Source organism: Rhodococcus sp. C26F, from assembly GCF_053345925.1.
Genome location: NZ_JBKFBA010000026.1, coordinates 14,204 through 28,180, shown reverse-complemented (window position 1 = coordinate 28,180; position 13,977 = coordinate 14,204). Strand labels below are relative to the sequence as shown.

The following is a 13,977-nucleotide window of genomic DNA, read 5'->3' as shown; positions in this document are numbered from 1 at the left end:
AGCCGAGGACGCCGACGAAGCCGTGCATGCCGGTGAGGTCGACGAAGCCGTCCGTGCCGATGAGGTCGACGAGGCCGTCCGTGCCGATGAGGTCGACGAGGCCGTCCGTGCGGACGATCCCGACCCCGAGGCCCCCGACCCTGCCGAGGGCGAGCGGACCGGAGACGACGAGAAGAACGGGAAGGAGGATCGCCGATGAACCTGAGCGTCGCGAACCTCGTTCCCCTCCCCGTCCTCATCCCTTTGCTCGCCGCAGCCGCGACCCTGATCGTCGGTCGCCGTCCGCGCGTCCAGCGGTGGATCACCGTCTTCGCGCTGGTCGCCTCGCTCGTCGTGTGCGTGGCGCTGCTGTACTACGCCGACGCCGACGGCATCGCGGTACTGCAGATCGGTGGGTGGGAGGCGCCGATCGGCATCTCGCTGGTCGTCGACCGATTGTCGGCGTTGATGCTGGTCGTCTCGGCGATCGTGCTGCTGTCGGTGATGCTGTACGCGGTCGGCCAGGGTATCCACGACGGCAACGAGCAGCAGCCCGTCTCGATCTTCCTGCCGACCTATCTCGCGCTCACCGCGGGCGTCAACATCGCCTTCCTCGCGGGCGACCTGTTCAACCTCTTCGTCGGCTTCGAGGTGCTCCTCGCCGCCTCGTTCGTCCTGCTGACCCTGGGTGCGAGCGCCGACCGCGTCCGCGCGGGCGTCTCGTACGTCATGGTCTCGATGGTGTCCTCGCTGGTCTTCCTCGTGGGCATCGCCTTCGCCTACGCCGCCACGGGCACTTTGAACCTCGCCCAGATGGCACTGCGGATGGACGAGATCTCTCCGGGCACCCGGGCCGCGATCTTCGGTGTGCTGCTCGTGGCCTTCGGCATCAAGGCCGCGGTCTTCCCGTTGTCGTCGTGGCTGCCCGACTCCTACCCCACCGCACCCGCACCGGTCACCGCCGTCTTCGCCGGGTTGCTGACCAAGGTCGGTGTGTACGCGATCATCCGGGCGCACACCCTGCTGTTCCCGGGCGGCGAACTCGACGACGTCCTGCTCGTCGCCGGTCTGCTCACGATGATCGTCGGCATCCTCGGTGCGATCGCGCAGAACGACATCAAGCGTCTGCTGTCGTTCACGCTCGTCAGCCACATCGGCTACATGATCTTCGGCGTCGCCCTGTCGTCGCAGACCGGCCTCGCGGGCGCCGTCTACTACGTCGGCCACCATATCCTCGTGCAGACCACCCTGTTCCTCGTGGTGGGTCTCATCGAACGCCAGGCCGGTTCGGCGTCGCTGCGACGCCTCGGCAGCCTCGCGCTCATGTCCCCGCTGCTGGCGGTCCTGTTCCTCATCCCGGCGCTCAACCTGGGCGGTATCCCGCCGTTCTCCGGGTTCATCGGGAAGGTCGCCCTGCTGCAGGCCGGCGCGGAGGACGGTTCGGTCCTCGCCTGGGTCCTCGTCGCCGGTGGTGTCCTGACCAGCCTCCTGACGCTGTACGTCGTCGCGCGTATCTGGACGAAGGCGTTCTGGCGGGCACGCGCCGACGCTCCCGAGGGCGACCTCGCCGACATCGGCCCCTCGGCGCTGATCGACGAATCCGCCACCGACATCTCCTTCGAGGAACGCCCGGACGTCGGCCGGATGCCGGCCGCGATGCTCGTCCCCACGATCTGGCTCGTGGGGATCGGTGTGTCGTTGACCGTCTTCGCCGGCCCACTGCTCGATATCAGTAACCGTGCCGCCGAGAACCTGCTCGACCGCACGGTGTACATCGAGGCCGTGCTGGGGGGTGAGCAGGAATGATGAAACGCGCCAACGTCCTGCGCATGTTCGTCGTGGGATGGACGACGCTGGTCTGGGTCCTGCTATGGGGCACCTTCAGCATCGCCAACATTCTCGGCGGCATGATCGTCTCGCTCGTCGTCATGTTCGTGCTGCCGCTGCCGCGCGTACCCGTCGAAGGCCGCGTGCACGTCTGGTCCGCGGTGCGGCTCGGAGGGGTGATCTTCCTCGAGACGATCCGTTCCACGACGAACGTGGCATGGCTCGCGATCCGGCCGTCCCCGCCGCCGGTCACCGGCGTGCTGCGCTGCCGGCTCACCATCAAGTCCGACCTGGTGCTGACACTGTGGACGGACATCATGAACAACATCCCGGGCACCATGGTGCTCGAGATCGACCAGGTGCGGCGGATCATGTACGTGCACGTCCTCGACGTGAGTACCGACAAGGCCGTGGCCGACTTCTACCGTTCCGCCCGCCTCATCGAGCGTCTTCTCATCCAGACGTTCGAACGCGAGTCGGAATGGCAGGCCAGCCCCTGGCGCAGCGGAACGGAGGAACTGACGTGACCGTGACACTGGCGATCGCGGGGGCACTGCTGTTCGTCTCCGCGGTCCTGATCACCTACCGCGTGATCGCGGGCCCCAACTCCCTCGACCGACTCGTCGGCGTCGACGCCCTGCTCGCGCTCGGCATCTGTGGCATCGCGATCTGGGCGGTGTACACGCGTGATACCACGGTCCTACCGGCCACTGTGGCGCTGTCCCTCGTCGGCTTCATCGGCTCGGTGTCCGTGGCTCGATTCCGGGTGCGTGACGAACAGTGACGACGATCCTCGATACCTTCGCCCACCTCCTGATCCTCATCGGGGCAGTGATCTCGCTGACCGCCGCGATCGGAGTGGTCCGTTTCCGCGACACCCTCTCGCGTATGCACCCCGCCACGAAACCCCAGGTGGTGGGTCTTCTGTTCGTGCTGGGTGGGGCCATGATCATCCTGCGCAGCTCGATCGACATCTGGATGATGGCGCTGTCGGGCATGTTCATGGTCCTCACCGCGCCCGTGATCGCCCATCGCGTCGGACGCGTCGCCTACCGGGAGCAACTCGGTCGCGACGGCCTGCTCGACGAGGACGCTCCCGGCGGTGCGTGACAGGTGACGAGGAGCTGACGGCCGGGACGTCCTCGGACGATCACTCCTTCAGTTCCTGCACGAGCGAGTCCACCACCGCGACGAGATCGCCGTCCGTCCGTTCCGCGAGCCGGCGCTGACGCTGATAGGACGCTCCCCGCACCGGGATGTCCGCGACCCGCACGAGTTCGTCGGCGCAGCCGAGCCGCACCGCGGTGGGCATGATCTGCTCGAGCAGATCGTTCAGGTCGTCGGTGACCAGCCGCTCGGTGCACACCGGGTCGAGGATGACCTCCGCCTCGAGTCCGTAGCGCGCCGCACGCCACTTGTTCTCCTTGACGTGCCACGGCTGCAGCACGGGCAGTTCCTCGCCCCGTTCGAGACATTCGTCGAAGTAGACGACGAGCGAATGCACGAACGCGACGAGGGCGGCCAGTTCGGCGCGGTTGGTGATGCCGTCGAAGACCCGGACCTCGAGGGTGCCCCATTTCGGCGCCGGCCGGATGTCCCAGTGCATGCCCCCAGGGTGGCTGATGACGCCGGACTTGAGCTGGTCGGCGATGAACTCCGCGTACTGCGGCCAGTCGGCGAAGTGATAGGGCAGGCCGGCGGTCGGCAGCTGCTGGAACATCAGCGCGCGGTTGCTCGCGTAGCCCGTGTCGTAGCCCGCCCAGATCGGCGACGAGGCCGACAACGCGAGCATGTGGGGATACTTCACGAGCATGGCGTTGAGGATCGGGACGACCTTCTCCGCCGAAGAGATCCCCACGTGCACGTGCACTCCCCAGATGAGCATCTGCCGTCCCCACCAGCGGGTGCGGTTGATCATCTCGTCGTAGTCCGGGGAAGGCGTGACGGTCTGGTCGGTCCACTGCGCGAACGGGTGGGTACCGGCGCACATCAGGTCCACGCCGTTCGGGTCGGCGGCACGTCGCAGCAGCGACAGCGACTCGGACAGATCGTCGACCGCCTCGGCGACCGTGTCGTGGACGCCGGTGACGAGTTCGACGGTGTTGCGCAGGAACTCCTTGGTCAACCGCGGGGTCTCCCCCGCGATCTCCTTCACCCTGTCGAAGACGACCGCCGCGCTGTTCGAAAGATCGCGGGTGGTCTTGTCCACCAGAGCGATCTCCCATTCCACGCCGATCGTGGGACGGGGTGATCCCGGAAACGCGACTGCCACGTCTCGATCCAACCACAGGGCCCCGCCGACGGATGTCCGTCTGCGGGGCCCTGTGTCGGGAATTACCTGCGAGATCGAGTCTCAGGAGATGCGGACTCCGGTCACTCGACGACGCCGCACGCGAGGCGTGCGCCGAGGTTGTCCTGGTGCACGACCACCGAAGCGCCGTCCTCACCCTCGAGGTCCTCGAGGCCGAAGGCCGAGGTGGTGACGGTGGCGGTGGCGGTGCCGTCCTCACGGACGACGAGCGAGACCAGGTCGCCGCTCTCCGGAACGGAGGTGTTGCCACCGGCCTGCAGGTGGGCACCGGCGGACAGGAACGCGCCGGGCTCGCCACCGTCCGGAGCGGTGGACTCGGCCTCGCAACGGCCGAACTCGTGGATGTGGACACCGTGGTAGCCGGGCTCGAGACCCTCGACGTCGACGGTCACCTCGACATTGCCGCCGTTCTCGGCGAACGACACGGTACCGGCCGACTCGCCGTCGACCGTGGTGAGCTCGGCGGTGAGCGCAGCAGCGGAGGCGGAGCCACCGGCGTGCGACTCGCTTCCGCCCTCGCTTCCACCCTCGGTGCCGTGGTCGTCGCCGTGGGCCTCGGAAGCGGGCGCGGCGGATCCCGTCCACACCGGCGGCGTCGTCCCCGGCTCGGTGCTCGCCTCCTCGCTGTTCGAGCACGCAGTCAGGCCCACCGCGGCGATCGCGACGATCGGGGCCAGAGCACGCCAGGACATGCGACGGGTGGAACTGGAGACCATCAAACCGCTCCTTCGAAGTGCCGAAAAGTCACCCGATCATAACCGGGTGTCTCCGGCGCCCACCCGGTGGCGGACCGACACCGTTCCGGCGCTACGGCGAAGTGACGATGACGATCACTCCGGGGGCTGCATTGCGGATGCCTTCGAAGCGCGGTTGCGCGGTGACCCCGAGCGATTCCGCGACGGCCGTCGCGGTCTGCTGCTCACCGGGCGACGTCCCGTAGAACACCGAGGTCTGCGGCAGCAGGCCCTCGCTGTAGTTGCCGGTCTCGGTGATGGTGAAGCCCTCGTCCTCGAGGTAGGTGGCGGTCTGCGCGGCCAGGCCCGCGATCTCGGAGTTGTTGAACACGCGGACCGGTGCCGTCGCGGCGGCCGAGGTGTCGGAGGCGAAGGAGGTTCCGCTCGCCACGGGCAGGGAGGGAACCGAGGACGCGGCCGCGGTGGTGGTCGCGCCGGTTCCGGCGGCGGACGTGCCCCCGTTCGCGGCAGCGGGCGAGGGCACGGTGGACACCGCGGCCGAGCGCGTGGACGGTGCGGCCGGCGCGGCAGCGGTCGTCGTCGTGGGTGCGGCCGCCGGAGCCGGTTCGTCGTCGGAATCACCGAGCGAGGCGAAACCCAGACCCGCGAACAGGATGCCCAGGGAGATCAGGACCATCGCGAACGCACGCAGAGGCGGTCCCGAGGGTGCGGGCGCGCGGCTGGGGATCTCGGGGGTTCTGCTCACGACCTCGACCATAGTTGCCCGAGCACACGCAGCGCTGCCGACCGGCCGCGCGTGTCGACATCGCAGTATCCGGCCCGGAGGCCGCCCGTCTAACGGGTGTCGAAACCGAGCCGGCGGGCCGCGCGGGCCTTCTGACGGCTCGCACGCAACCGCCGCAGCCGCTTGACCAGCATCGGATCGGCGGCGAGAGCCTCGGGACGATCCACCAGAGCATTGAGCACCTGGTAGTAGCGGGTGGCGGAGAGACCGAAGAGTTCCTTGATGGCGTCCTCCTTGGCACCGGCGTACTTCCACCACTGCCGTTCGAACGCCAGGATGTCGAGATCGCGACGGCTCAGGCCGTTCGCCTCGTCGCCGGTGGGCTCCTGCGCGGATGCGCCGTCGCCCTGCGGGGACACGAGATCGGACCGGTCGTTGCCGTGCGCTGCTGCGCCGTCCATTTCCCTCCTCGACTGGCTGGATCACACCGTGACGAAGAGTCCTTGCGTCTCGGCGGAAGTCATTCAATCACGGGGTGGGGACACATACCGGTTCGAGAACGCCGCGAGTCGATCCCATTATCCTGTGTCACCATGGCCATTCTTCCCATCGTCATCGTCGGCGACCCCGTCCTGCACAACCCGACCCGGCCGGTGACCGAGTCACCCGCCGAACTCGCTCAGCTGATCGCCGACATGTTCGAGACGATGGACGCGGCCAACGGCGTCGGCCTCGCCGCCAACCAGGTCGGTGTCGACAAGCGACTGTTCGTCTACGACTGCCCCGACCGCGACGAGTCCGGCAAGGTCGCGCGCCGGCGTGGCGTCGTCGTCAACCCGATCCTCGAGACCTCGGAGATCCCCGAGACGATGCCCGACCCCGAGGACGATCTCGAGGGCTGCCTGTCCGTGCCCGGCGAGAACTTCCCCACCGGTCGCGCCGACTGGGCGAAGGTCACCGGTACCGACGAGAACGGTGAGCCCGTCGAGATCGAGGGCCACGGATTCTTCGCCCGCATGCTGCAACACGAGGTCGGGCACCTCGACGGCTTCCTGTACGTCGACGTGCTGATCGGGCGCAACGCCCGCGCCGCGAAGAAGACCATCAAGCGTGCCGGCTGGGGCGTCCCGGGCCTGACCTGGCTCCCGGGTTCGGTGGAGGACCCGTTCGGCCACGACGAGGACGACTGACGAGGCGACCGGCGAACCGTCGATGACGACCGACCGTCCGGCCCCGTCCGTACCCCTCGGCACCCGGGTGGTGCTGCGGTACCGCCTGCCCGCCGGCTACAGCCACCCGATGACCGACGTCATCGGTGAACTCGTCTCCGTCGAACCGGTGGTCTCGGTGCGCACTGCCGACGGTCGTGTCGTCCAGGTGTCCCCCACCTCGGTCGTCGCGCTCAAGCCGATCGCGGCGCGGCCGATCCGCGTCTCGGAGATCCGCGCGCTCGAGCACGCCGCCGCCGCGGGGTGGCCCGGTCTCGAATCGGCCTGGGTGGACGGCTGGCTCGTGCGCGCCGGGCACGGTTTCACCCGGCGCGCCAATTCGGCGACGCCGCTGGGTGAACGCGGCACCGTGGCCGACCCCGCCGATCCGGCCGTCCGCGTCCGGCTCCGTGAATGGTTCGCGGCGCGCGGATTGCCACTGCGGCTGCTGGTGCCCGATCGACTCGCCCGGATCCCCGAGGGGTGGCCGACCTCGGAGCCGGTGCTCGTGATGGGCGCCGATCTCGCGAACGTGCCGTTACCGCCGGAGCCCACCCCGGTCACGATCACCGACCGGCCGGACGCCGACTGGATGTCGCTCCACCGCGCCGACGCCGACCCGTTGCTCGCGCAGGACGTGCTCGGCTCGGTGGCCGCGGGGATCCTCGGGTTCGGCCGCATCGGTGCACCCGGGCAGCCGCCCCTGGCGATCTGCCGCGCGGCGATCACCGATGCGCCGGACGGACGCCGCTGGGTGGGTCTGTCGACCGTCGAGGTCGCTCCCGAGCACCGGCGTCGCGGACTCGGCACACTCGTGTGCGGTGCCCTGCTGCGCTGGGCCCGCGAGCAAGGCGCGACCCACGCATATCTGCAGGTCGAGGAGTCGAACACCGCGGCGCGCGCCCTGTATCGCGAACTCGGCTTCGTCGACCACCACCGCTACCGGTACGTCTCCGAACCCGTCGGATAGGTCGCCTACAGTGGGCGTGTGCGCCTTGCTACCTGGAATGTGAACTCCGTCCGTGCCCGTACCGACCGCATCCTCGACTGGTTGCAGCGAACCGACACGGATGTGCTCGCGATGCAGGAAACCAAGTGCAAGGACGAGCAGTTCCCGTACGAACGCTTCGAGGAACTCGGCTACCGCGTCGCGCACGTCGGACTGAGCCAGTGGAACGGTGTGGCCATCGCGTCGCGCGTGGGCCTCGACGACGTGCAGATCGGCTTCGAGGACCAGCCCGGTTTCTCCAAGGACCCGGAGGTCGATCCGGCGCTCGAGGCGCGGGCGATCGGGGCGACGTGCGCGGGTGTGCGCGTGTGGAGCCTGTACGTCCCCAACGGCCGCGACCTCAACGACCCGCACTACACCTACAAGCTCGACTGGCTCGCCAAGCTGCGCGCCGACGCGCACGCCTGGGCCACCGCAGCGCCCGAGCAGCCCATCGCGCTGGTCGGCGACTGGAACGTCGCCCCCACCGACGACGACGTGTGGGATCCGGCCTTCTTCGAGGGCAAGACGCACACCTCGCAGCCCGAGCGCGACGCCTTCCACGCGTTCGCCGAGGTCGGCTACACCGATGTGGTCCGTCCGTACGCGCCCGGCCCCGGGGTGTACACCTACTGGGACTACACCCAGCTGCGCTTCCCCAAGAAGCAGGGCATGCGGATCGACTTCGTCCTCGGATCACCGGCCTTCGCGGCACGGGTGACGGGCGCCGAGATCGACCGCAACGAACGCAAGGGCAAGGGCGCGAGCGACCACGCACCGGTCATCGTCGACCTCGACCTCTGAGCAGGTCCCGCGTCGGGTGAACCGCCCGCGCAGGCATCAGGCCTTGCGGGCGGGCACCTTACGCTGCGGTTGCCTGCGCCGATTCTCCTTGCGCTGGGGTTCCGTGCGCTGAGGTTCCGTGCGCTTGGGTTCCGTGCGCTTGGGTTCCGTGCGCGGCGGCTCGAGAGCCACGACGACGTCGCGGTAGTTCTCGTGCGACGACAGGAATCGCTGCACATAGGTGCACACCGGCCGCACCCGCCAACCCCGGCTGCGCGCGAGATCGAGCGAACCACCGACGAGGACGGCCGCGAGACCCCGATGGCCGAAATCCTCGACGATCACGGTGTGCATGAAGTCGACGACCGGCGGGTTCGGCGCCGGAGCGCGTTCGAAGTCGTAGTACCCCAGGATGCCGACGAGATCGCCGTTGAGGCGCAGTTCGAACCGGTTCTGGTCGGCGTTGTCCGACACGGCGAGGTCCGGCGAACTCGTGTTCATGAGCGCCTCCAATGGGGGTGTTGCGTGATCGAACTGTGACCTATGCCACTATAGAGCAACGAGGCGGCCACCGGCGGCAACGCTGTCGTGTTTCGGAAAACGCACCCGCCTCAGCGCCGCCCGGCCGTGATCGAACACACCCTCGGTAGGGTGTCCGCGTGGACCTTCTGCCCCTGTCGCCTCGAGGCGAGACCCCGGTTCGAGCCCTCACCATCGCCGGCACCGACTCCGGAGGCGGAGCCGGCATCCAGGCCGATTCCCGCACGATGGCGATGTGCGGTGTGCACGCATGCGTCGCGGTGGCCGCCGTGACCGTCCAGAACTCCGTCGGCGTCCGCGGGTTCCACGAGATCCCCGCCGAGACCGTGGCCGACCAGGTGCGGTGCGTGGTCGAGGACATCGGGGTGTCCGCAGCGAAGACGGGCATGCTCGCCTCCACGCAGATCATCGAGGCCGTCGCGCAGGTGTGCTCCGAGGTGGGCATCGGCCGCGACATGGAGGTGCCGCTCGTCGTCGACCCGGTCTGCGCGTCGATGCACGGCGACCCGCTGCTGCACTCCGACGCGCTCGACGCGATCCGCGGGGTGCTCATCCCCCTCGCCACCGTCGTCACCCCGAATCTCGACGAGGTACGGCTGATCACGAGCATCGAGGTGGTCGACGACGCGTCGGCCCGGCGCGCCGCCGAAGCGCTCCATGCGCTCGGCGCCCAGTGGGTGATCGTCAAGGGCGGTCACCTGCGCAGCTCGGAGAAGAGCACCGACCTGCTGTTCGACGGCGACCGTTTCCTCGAGTTCAGCACGCCGCGCATCGAGACCGGCAACGACCACGGCGGCGGCGACACGCTCGCGGCCGCGATCGCGTCTGCCCTCGCGCACGGCCGGTCGGTGCCCGAGGCAGTCGAGTTCGCGAAGGAATGGATCACGAAGTGCCTCGAGTGGTCCTACGACCTCGGTCACGGCCACGGCCCGGTCAACCCGTTGTGGCGACTGCACGAGCGCTGACCGCGCCCGCCCTCACTCGGTGAACTCGGCGCGCACCTCGGCCCGCTGGTCGCCGGTGGGCACCCCGTCGGGTCCGTCGATCGAATTCGCGTAGACGGCCGTGCCGTAGGCGACGGCGGCGGCCGCCGCGGCGAACGCGTCGCGGTCGATGCCGGCCAGGGTGTCCTCGGGGGTGTGGTAGTTCGGGTCGAAGGGCTGGTCGGCGGTGCCACCCCACAGGTCGGCCTGGTCGGGAGTCTTGACGTCGTCGGCGCCGGTGAACACCCCGCCCGCGGGGATGCCGAAGGCTACGAACGGACCGTAGTCGGAGCGGCCGTCGAAATCCGTTCCGCCGACCTCGATTCCGCGTTCGTCGAAGAACTGCGCGAAGGTCCGTTCGATACCCGCCGAACCCTCCGGTCCGGGTCCTTCACCGACGGCGTCGGAGTCGTCGCCGTCGAACACCAGATATCCGGCGTTGGGCGAGCCGAGCATGTCGAAGTTCAGGTACAGGGCGATGTCGAGTCGTTCCTCGTCGGACAGCGACTCGACGTACCTCGTGGAGCCGACCAGTCCGACCTCCTCGGCGCCCCAGAACGCGAACCGCACGGCGTTGGTCACGCCCGGCTCGCTGCCGAGTTGCAGCGCGGTCTCGAGGACGGCGGCGACACCGGTTCCGTTGTCGTTGATCCCCGGTCCTTCGGGGACGCTGTCGAGGTGCGCGCCGACGACGACCACGTCGTCGGTCGAGCCGGTGCGCGTCTGCGCGATCACGTTGCGCGACTTCCGGTCCTCGGTGCGGGTCTGGAGTGTCACCGTCACGGTGGTCGCGGCGGACAGGCGCTCGGCGTCGGCCCCGGCCACGCCCCCGACCGGGATGCGGGGGTTCGATTCCGCCCCGAGACCGGCGGCGGCGAGCGGGCCGTCCTCGTTGTTGGCGACGAGCAGCGCGGCCGCTCCCCGTTCGGCGGCGACCTGCTCCTTGACGGCGAAGGTGCACACGCCGCGATCGACGATCACCACCGCGCCGGTCGCGTCGATGCCGTCGTAGTCGGTGGCCTCGCAACCGGGGGTGTCGTCGGGGGCGATGCGCACGACGCGCGCGGTGAGCCCCTCCGGTCCCGTCGACGGCGACATGCCGAGTGCGCTCACGCCCATCGGCTCCCCGTCGACGGTGAGCTGCTCGTTCTCGACGGCGAACAGGGTCGTGTCGAACTCCGGTGTCTGCACGTCGAATCCGGCGTCGCGCAGGGCTCCGGCGACGTAGTCGACGCTCGCGTCGTAGCCGGGGGTCCCGAGCGAACGGTTTCCCTGGTTCTCGCCGGCGATCCGTTCGAGTTCCGTCAGGTGCGTCATGACGGCATCGAGCTGCACGGCGTCGGCGAGCGCCGTCGGGTCGACGGGCGGCGCCTCCACCTCCGCCTCCGAGCATCCCGCCGTCAGCAGTACACCGGCGGCGATCAGCGCCGCTCCCCGCATGCCGTATCTCGTCTGCGCCCGCGCCATCGACCGAGCGTACAAAAAAGCACTGCGCCGCACGGGGAAACCGTGCGGCGCAGTGTGCGGAGGCAGAACCTGCGGCGTGTCGAGGTAGTACCTCAGGCGTCGCGGCGGTTGACCACCACGAGTGAGGCCGCGAACACCAGGAACGAGAAGGCCGCGAAGTACACGAGCGATCCCCATGGACCCCAGTGGAATTCGATTCCCTGCCCGATACCCAGGAAGTTGTTCGCGTTCGCGAACGGCAGGAACGGCTGGATCTCGCGGCCCACCGAACCGAACAGCGCGAACAACGACTCGAGCAGCAGCGGCCACAGCATCAGCAGCGCGATCGTGCCGGCCGACTGCCGCAGCAGCGTGCCCACACCGATCGCGAGGAAGACGCACAGGAACGCGTAGATCGCGGTGCCGTAGATCGCGCGCCACGCCGTGTCGCCGCTGAGGACGAGTTCGCGACCTGCGTCGGGCCCGGCCAGTGCCTTCGCGAGGTAGAAGGCACCGAACGAGACCGCGAGTGTCAGCACCGCGCCCAGCACACCGATGAGCAGGGCCTTCATCGTCAGGAGCAGGGTGCGGTTCGGGGTGGCCTGGAAGGTCGTGCGGATGACCCCGAAACGGTATTCGCTGGTGACCGACAGTGCCGCGAGGATCATGAGCACCAGCACGCCGAAGCCGGTGACGCCGCTGACCGCGACGTCCACGGTCGGATAGAACCGTCCCAGTTCGTCGTCCATCCCGGCCGACGCGCGGGAGACCGACCCGAGGATCGCGGCCAGACCCAGGCCGAGGGCGACGATGACGACGGTGCACCACAGCGGTGACTGCACCGACGTGAGCTTGATCCGTTCGGCCCGCAGTGTGTCGAGCGCCGTACTCATCACAGTCCACCCTTCATGACGTCGTCGACTCCGGATCCGTGGTATTCGACCTCGCCACCGGTGAGTTTCATGAACGCTTCCTCGAGCGACGCGTTGCGTCCCGCGAGTTCGTGCAGCACGATCGACCGGGTCGCGGCGAGTTCGCCGATCTCCGCCGCCGGAGCGCCCGAGACGTGCAGGGCACCGTCGTCCTCCCGCACGGTGTGCCCGCGTTCGGTGAGCGCGGTGCGCAGCTCGTCGAGTTGCGGGCTGCGCACGACGACGAACGAGTCGGACGCGCGGTCGACGAACGCCTTCACCGAGGTGTCGGCGATGAGCCGTCCACGGCCGATGACGATGAGGTGTTCGGCGGTCTGCGCCATCTCCGAGAGCAGGTGGCTGGACACGAGCACCGTGCGGCCTTCCGCGGCGAGCGCCTGCATGAACCGCCGGATCCACACGATGCCCTCGGGGTCGAGGCCGTTGACCGGTTCGTCGAACAGCAGCACGCGCGGGTTGCCGAGCAGTGCGGCGGCGAGACCGAGTCGCTGCGACATGCCGAGCGAGAAGCCGCCGGCGCGCTTGCCCGCGACCTCCGTCAGACCCACCTGGCGCAGAACCTCGTCGACACGCGAGGCGGGCAGACCGTTCGACGCGGCCAGCCAGGCGAGATGCGACCGCGCCGACCGGTTGGGATGCACCCACTTCGCGTCGAGCAACGCCCCGACGGTGGTGAGCGGCCGTGTCAGCTCGCTGTACGGCTTCCCTTCGATCAGTGCGGTTCCCGAGGTCGGCCGGTCCAGCCCCAGGATCATGCGCATCGTGGTGGACTTCCCCGCGCCGTTGGGGCCGAGGAAGCCGGTGACGATGCCGGGACGGACCGTGAACGTCAGGTCGTCGACCGCGGTCGTGGACCCGAAGGTCTTGGTCAAGCCGGTCACTTCGATCATGCGCACCACCCTACGTGCGGCTCCGGCGAGCGCATCCGATCACACTCCCCGGAGCCGCACGCGGTGCGTCAGGGGACGAAGACCTCGGTGGTGACCGGGATGCTCGGTCGCTCGGTACGCATCGTCAGGGCGACGCGGCCGGGTCCGGGGAACACGTGCATGAACAACGGCCGGGTGCTCGTGTGGAAGGCCGGCACGAAGCGGGTCTCCGTACCGCGGGCACCGGTGTCGAGGTTGTGCCAGTCGAAAGCGACGGTGACGTCGCAGTTCAGGATGCTCGGCGTCCACTCGCCGAGAAGCGAGTAGCCCTGCGTGATCCGCAGTTCGATCCCGTGGGTGGCACCCGGCGCCGAGGAGTACTCGTAGAGCGGGCCGTCGAAGGCGGTTCCACCGGCGCGCACGATGCCGGCGCAGATGCCGTCGCCCAATGTCAGCACGGGTGGCGTGGACAACTCCGTCGTCGCGCACGACCTCGGTCCGGTGTTCGACCAGCCCATCTGACACGGTTCCTGGGCGCCCGCGACACCCGGCGCCGCGACGGCGACGGCAGTGCCCATGAGCCCGGCAGCGGCGGCAGCGAGAATTCTGTGTGCAATTGTCATGCCCGGGGATCGTACAGACCGATCGGTATCCCGTCGCGTGATAATCGGAAAACCCCTGAACACCAAGGT

General features: G+C 68.9%; 16 protein-coding genes and 1 pseudogene. 8 read left to right on the top strand and 9 right to left on the bottom strand.

The window, feature by feature from the left end; genetic code table 11:
• Positions 1 to 195 precede the first annotated feature (195 nt).
• From ACLBYD_RS21470 to mnhG, 4 genes are read left to right on the top strand one after another with little or no spacing between them, the layout of a single operon-like run.
• Positions 196 to 1,785 (top strand): Na+/H+ antiporter subunit D, encoded by a 1,590-nt coding sequence (locus ACLBYD_RS21470; protein ID WP_447818019.1) that lies wholly within the window; start codon positions 196 to 198, stop codon positions 1,783 to 1,785.
• Positions 1,785 to 2,333 (top strand): Na+/H+ antiporter subunit E, encoded by a 549-nt coding sequence (locus ACLBYD_RS21465; protein WP_447818018.1) that lies wholly within the window; start codon positions 1,785 to 1,787, stop codon positions 2,331 to 2,333. Before ACLBYD_RS21470 ends, ACLBYD_RS21465 begins: the two co-directional genes overlap by 1 nt.
• Positions 2,330 to 2,590, top strand: a complete 261-nt coding sequence (locus tag ACLBYD_RS21460; protein WP_213933932.1) for a monovalent cation/H+ antiporter complex subunit F — start codon at positions 2,330 to 2,332, stop codon at positions 2,588 to 2,590. The genes ACLBYD_RS21465 and ACLBYD_RS21460 overlap by 4 nt, the downstream gene beginning before the upstream one ends.
• Positions 2,587 to 2,916 carry a monovalent cation/H(+) antiporter subunit G gene (gene mnhG / locus ACLBYD_RS21455; RefSeq protein ID WP_447818017.1) on the top strand — a complete coding sequence of 110 codons (330 nt, stop codon included), beginning with the start codon at positions 2,587 to 2,589 and terminating at the stop codon, positions 2,914 to 2,916. Before ACLBYD_RS21460 ends, mnhG begins: the two co-directional genes overlap by 4 nt.
• 40 nt (positions 2,917 to 2,956) lie before the next feature.
• Here mnhG and ACLBYD_RS21450 read toward each other — a convergent pair whose 3' ends face one another.
• The 4 genes from ACLBYD_RS21450 to ACLBYD_RS21435 all read right to left on the bottom strand — a co-directional run bounded on the left by ACLBYD_RS21450 (position 2,957) and on the right by ACLBYD_RS21435 (position 5,997).
• Positions 2,957 to 4,078, bottom strand: a complete 1,122-nt coding sequence (locus tag ACLBYD_RS21450; RefSeq protein ID WP_447818016.1) for a glutamate--cysteine ligase — start codon at positions 4,076 to 4,078, stop codon at positions 2,957 to 2,959.
• 101 nt (positions 4,079 to 4,179) lie between these two features.
• Complete coding sequence (locus ACLBYD_RS21445) at positions 4,180 to 4,833, bottom strand: superoxide dismutase family protein (RefSeq protein ID WP_447818015.1); 654 nt, start codon at positions 4,831 to 4,833, stop codon at positions 4,180 to 4,182.
• A gap of 91 nt (positions 4,834 to 4,924) precedes the next feature.
• On the bottom strand, positions 4,925 to 5,569 hold the full coding sequence (locus ACLBYD_RS21440) for a LytR C-terminal domain-containing protein (protein ID WP_447818014.1): 645 nt from the start codon (positions 5,567 to 5,569) through the stop codon (positions 4,925 to 4,927).
• 77 nt (positions 5,570 to 5,646) lie between these two features.
• Positions 5,647 to 5,997, bottom strand: coding sequence for a DUF3263 domain-containing protein (locus tag ACLBYD_RS21435; protein WP_016691601.1), 351 nt, complete (start codon positions 5,995 to 5,997; stop codon positions 5,647 to 5,649).
• A gap of 132 nt (positions 5,998 to 6,129) precedes the next feature.
• Here ACLBYD_RS21435 and ACLBYD_RS21430 point away from each other — a divergent pair, with 132 nt between their 5' ends.
• Genes ACLBYD_RS21430 through ACLBYD_RS21420 form a run of 3 tightly spaced genes read left to right on the top strand, consistent with a single transcriptional unit; the run spans position 6,130 to position 8,536 of the window.
• The gene (locus ACLBYD_RS21430; protein ID WP_024101813.1) at positions 6,130 to 6,726 is read left to right on the top strand and encodes a peptide deformylase; all 597 of its coding nucleotides are present in this window, start codon (positions 6,130 to 6,132) and stop codon (positions 6,724 to 6,726) included.
• A gap of 22 nt (positions 6,727 to 6,748) precedes the next feature.
• Positions 6,749 to 7,714 carry an N-acetylglutamate synthase, CG3035 family gene (locus ACLBYD_RS21425; RefSeq protein WP_447818013.1) on the top strand — a complete coding sequence of 322 codons (966 nt, stop codon included), beginning with the start codon at positions 6,749 to 6,751 and terminating at the stop codon, positions 7,712 to 7,714.
• An 18-nt stretch (positions 7,715 to 7,732) separates the two neighbouring features.
• Positions 7,733 to 8,536 carry an exodeoxyribonuclease III gene (locus ACLBYD_RS21420; protein WP_120280159.1) on the top strand — a complete coding sequence of 268 codons (804 nt, stop codon included), beginning with the start codon at positions 7,733 to 7,735 and terminating at the stop codon, positions 8,534 to 8,536.
• Between the two features lie 159 nt (positions 8,537 to 8,695).
• Here ACLBYD_RS21420 and ACLBYD_RS21415 read toward each other — a convergent pair.
• Positions 8,696 to 9,016: pseudogene (locus tag ACLBYD_RS21415) on the bottom strand (GNAT family N-acetyltransferase); the annotation flags it as partial.
• A 158-nt stretch (positions 9,017 to 9,174) separates the two neighbouring features.
• Between ACLBYD_RS21415 and thiD the strand changes: the two are divergent.
• Positions 9,175 to 10,020 carry a bifunctional hydroxymethylpyrimidine kinase/phosphomethylpyrimidine kinase gene (gene thiD / locus ACLBYD_RS21410; protein WP_006553650.1) on the top strand — a complete coding sequence of 282 codons (846 nt, stop codon included), beginning with the start codon at positions 9,175 to 9,177 and terminating at the stop codon, positions 10,018 to 10,020.
• 12 nt (positions 10,021 to 10,032) lie between these two features.
• Here thiD and ACLBYD_RS21405 read toward each other — a convergent pair whose 3' ends face one another.
• The 4 genes from ACLBYD_RS21405 to ACLBYD_RS21390 all read right to left on the bottom strand — a co-directional run bounded on the left by ACLBYD_RS21405 (position 10,033) and on the right by ACLBYD_RS21390 (position 13,908).
• Complete coding sequence (locus ACLBYD_RS21405; protein WP_447818012.1) at positions 10,033 to 11,505, bottom strand: M20/M25/M40 family metallo-hydrolase; 1,473 nt, start codon at positions 11,503 to 11,505, stop codon at positions 10,033 to 10,035.
• Between the two features lie 92 nt (positions 11,506 to 11,597).
• Positions 11,598 to 12,377 (bottom strand): ABC transporter permease, encoded by a 780-nt coding sequence (locus ACLBYD_RS21400; protein WP_447818011.1) that lies wholly within the window; start codon positions 12,375 to 12,377, stop codon positions 11,598 to 11,600.
• On the bottom strand, positions 12,377 to 13,306 hold the full coding sequence (locus ACLBYD_RS21395) for an ABC transporter ATP-binding protein (RefSeq protein ID WP_006553653.1): 930 nt from the start codon (positions 13,304 to 13,306) through the stop codon (positions 12,377 to 12,379). The genes ACLBYD_RS21400 and ACLBYD_RS21395 overlap by 1 nt, the downstream gene beginning before the upstream one ends.
• Before the next feature lie 68 nt (positions 13,307 to 13,374).
• The gene (locus tag ACLBYD_RS21390) at positions 13,375 to 13,908 is read right to left on the bottom strand and encodes a hypothetical protein (RefSeq protein ID WP_447818010.1); all 534 of its coding nucleotides are present in this window, start codon (positions 13,906 to 13,908) and stop codon (positions 13,375 to 13,377) included.
• Between the last annotated feature and the right edge of the window lie 69 nt (positions 13,909 to 13,977).

Bases quoted from the DNA above. Each gene is read 5' to 3' on its own strand.
- ACLBYD_RS21470 (WP_447818019.1), top strand. From the start codon at position 196: ATGAACCTGAGCGTCGCGAACCTCGTTCCCCTCCCCGTCCTCATCCCT.
- ACLBYD_RS21465 (WP_447818018.1), top strand. From the start codon at position 1,785: ATGAAACGCGCCAACGTCCTGCGCATGTTCGTCGTGGGATGGACGACG.
- ACLBYD_RS21445 (WP_447818015.1), bottom strand. From the start codon at position 4,833: ATGGTCTCCAGTTCCACCCGTCGCATGTCCTGGCGTGCTCTGGCCCCG.
- ACLBYD_RS21440 (WP_447818014.1), bottom strand. From the start codon at position 5,569: ATGGTCGAGGTCGTGAGCAGAACCCCCGAGATCCCCAGCCGCGCGCCC.
- ACLBYD_RS21435 (WP_016691601.1), bottom strand. From the start codon at position 5,997: ATGGACGGCGCAGCAGCGCACGGCAACGACCGGTCCGATCTCGTGTCC.
- ACLBYD_RS21430 (WP_024101813.1), top strand. From the start codon at position 6,130: ATGGCCATTCTTCCCATCGTCATCGTCGGCGACCCCGTCCTGCACAAC.
- ACLBYD_RS21425 (WP_447818013.1), top strand. From the start codon at position 6,749: ATGACGACCGACCGTCCGGCCCCGTCCGTACCCCTCGGCACCCGGGTG.
- ACLBYD_RS21405 (WP_447818012.1), bottom strand. From the start codon at position 11,505: ATGGCGCGGGCGCAGACGAGATACGGCATGCGGGGAGCGGCGCTGATC.
- ACLBYD_RS21400 (WP_447818011.1), bottom strand. From the start codon at position 12,377: ATGAGTACGGCGCTCGACACACTGCGGGCCGAACGGATCAAGCTCACG.
- ACLBYD_RS21395 (WP_006553653.1), bottom strand. From the start codon at position 13,306: ATGATCGAAGTGACCGGCTTGACCAAGACCTTCGGGTCCACGACCGCG.
- ACLBYD_RS21390 (WP_447818010.1), bottom strand. From the start codon at position 13,908: ATGACAATTGCACACAGAATTCTCGCTGCCGCCGCTGCCGGGCTCATG.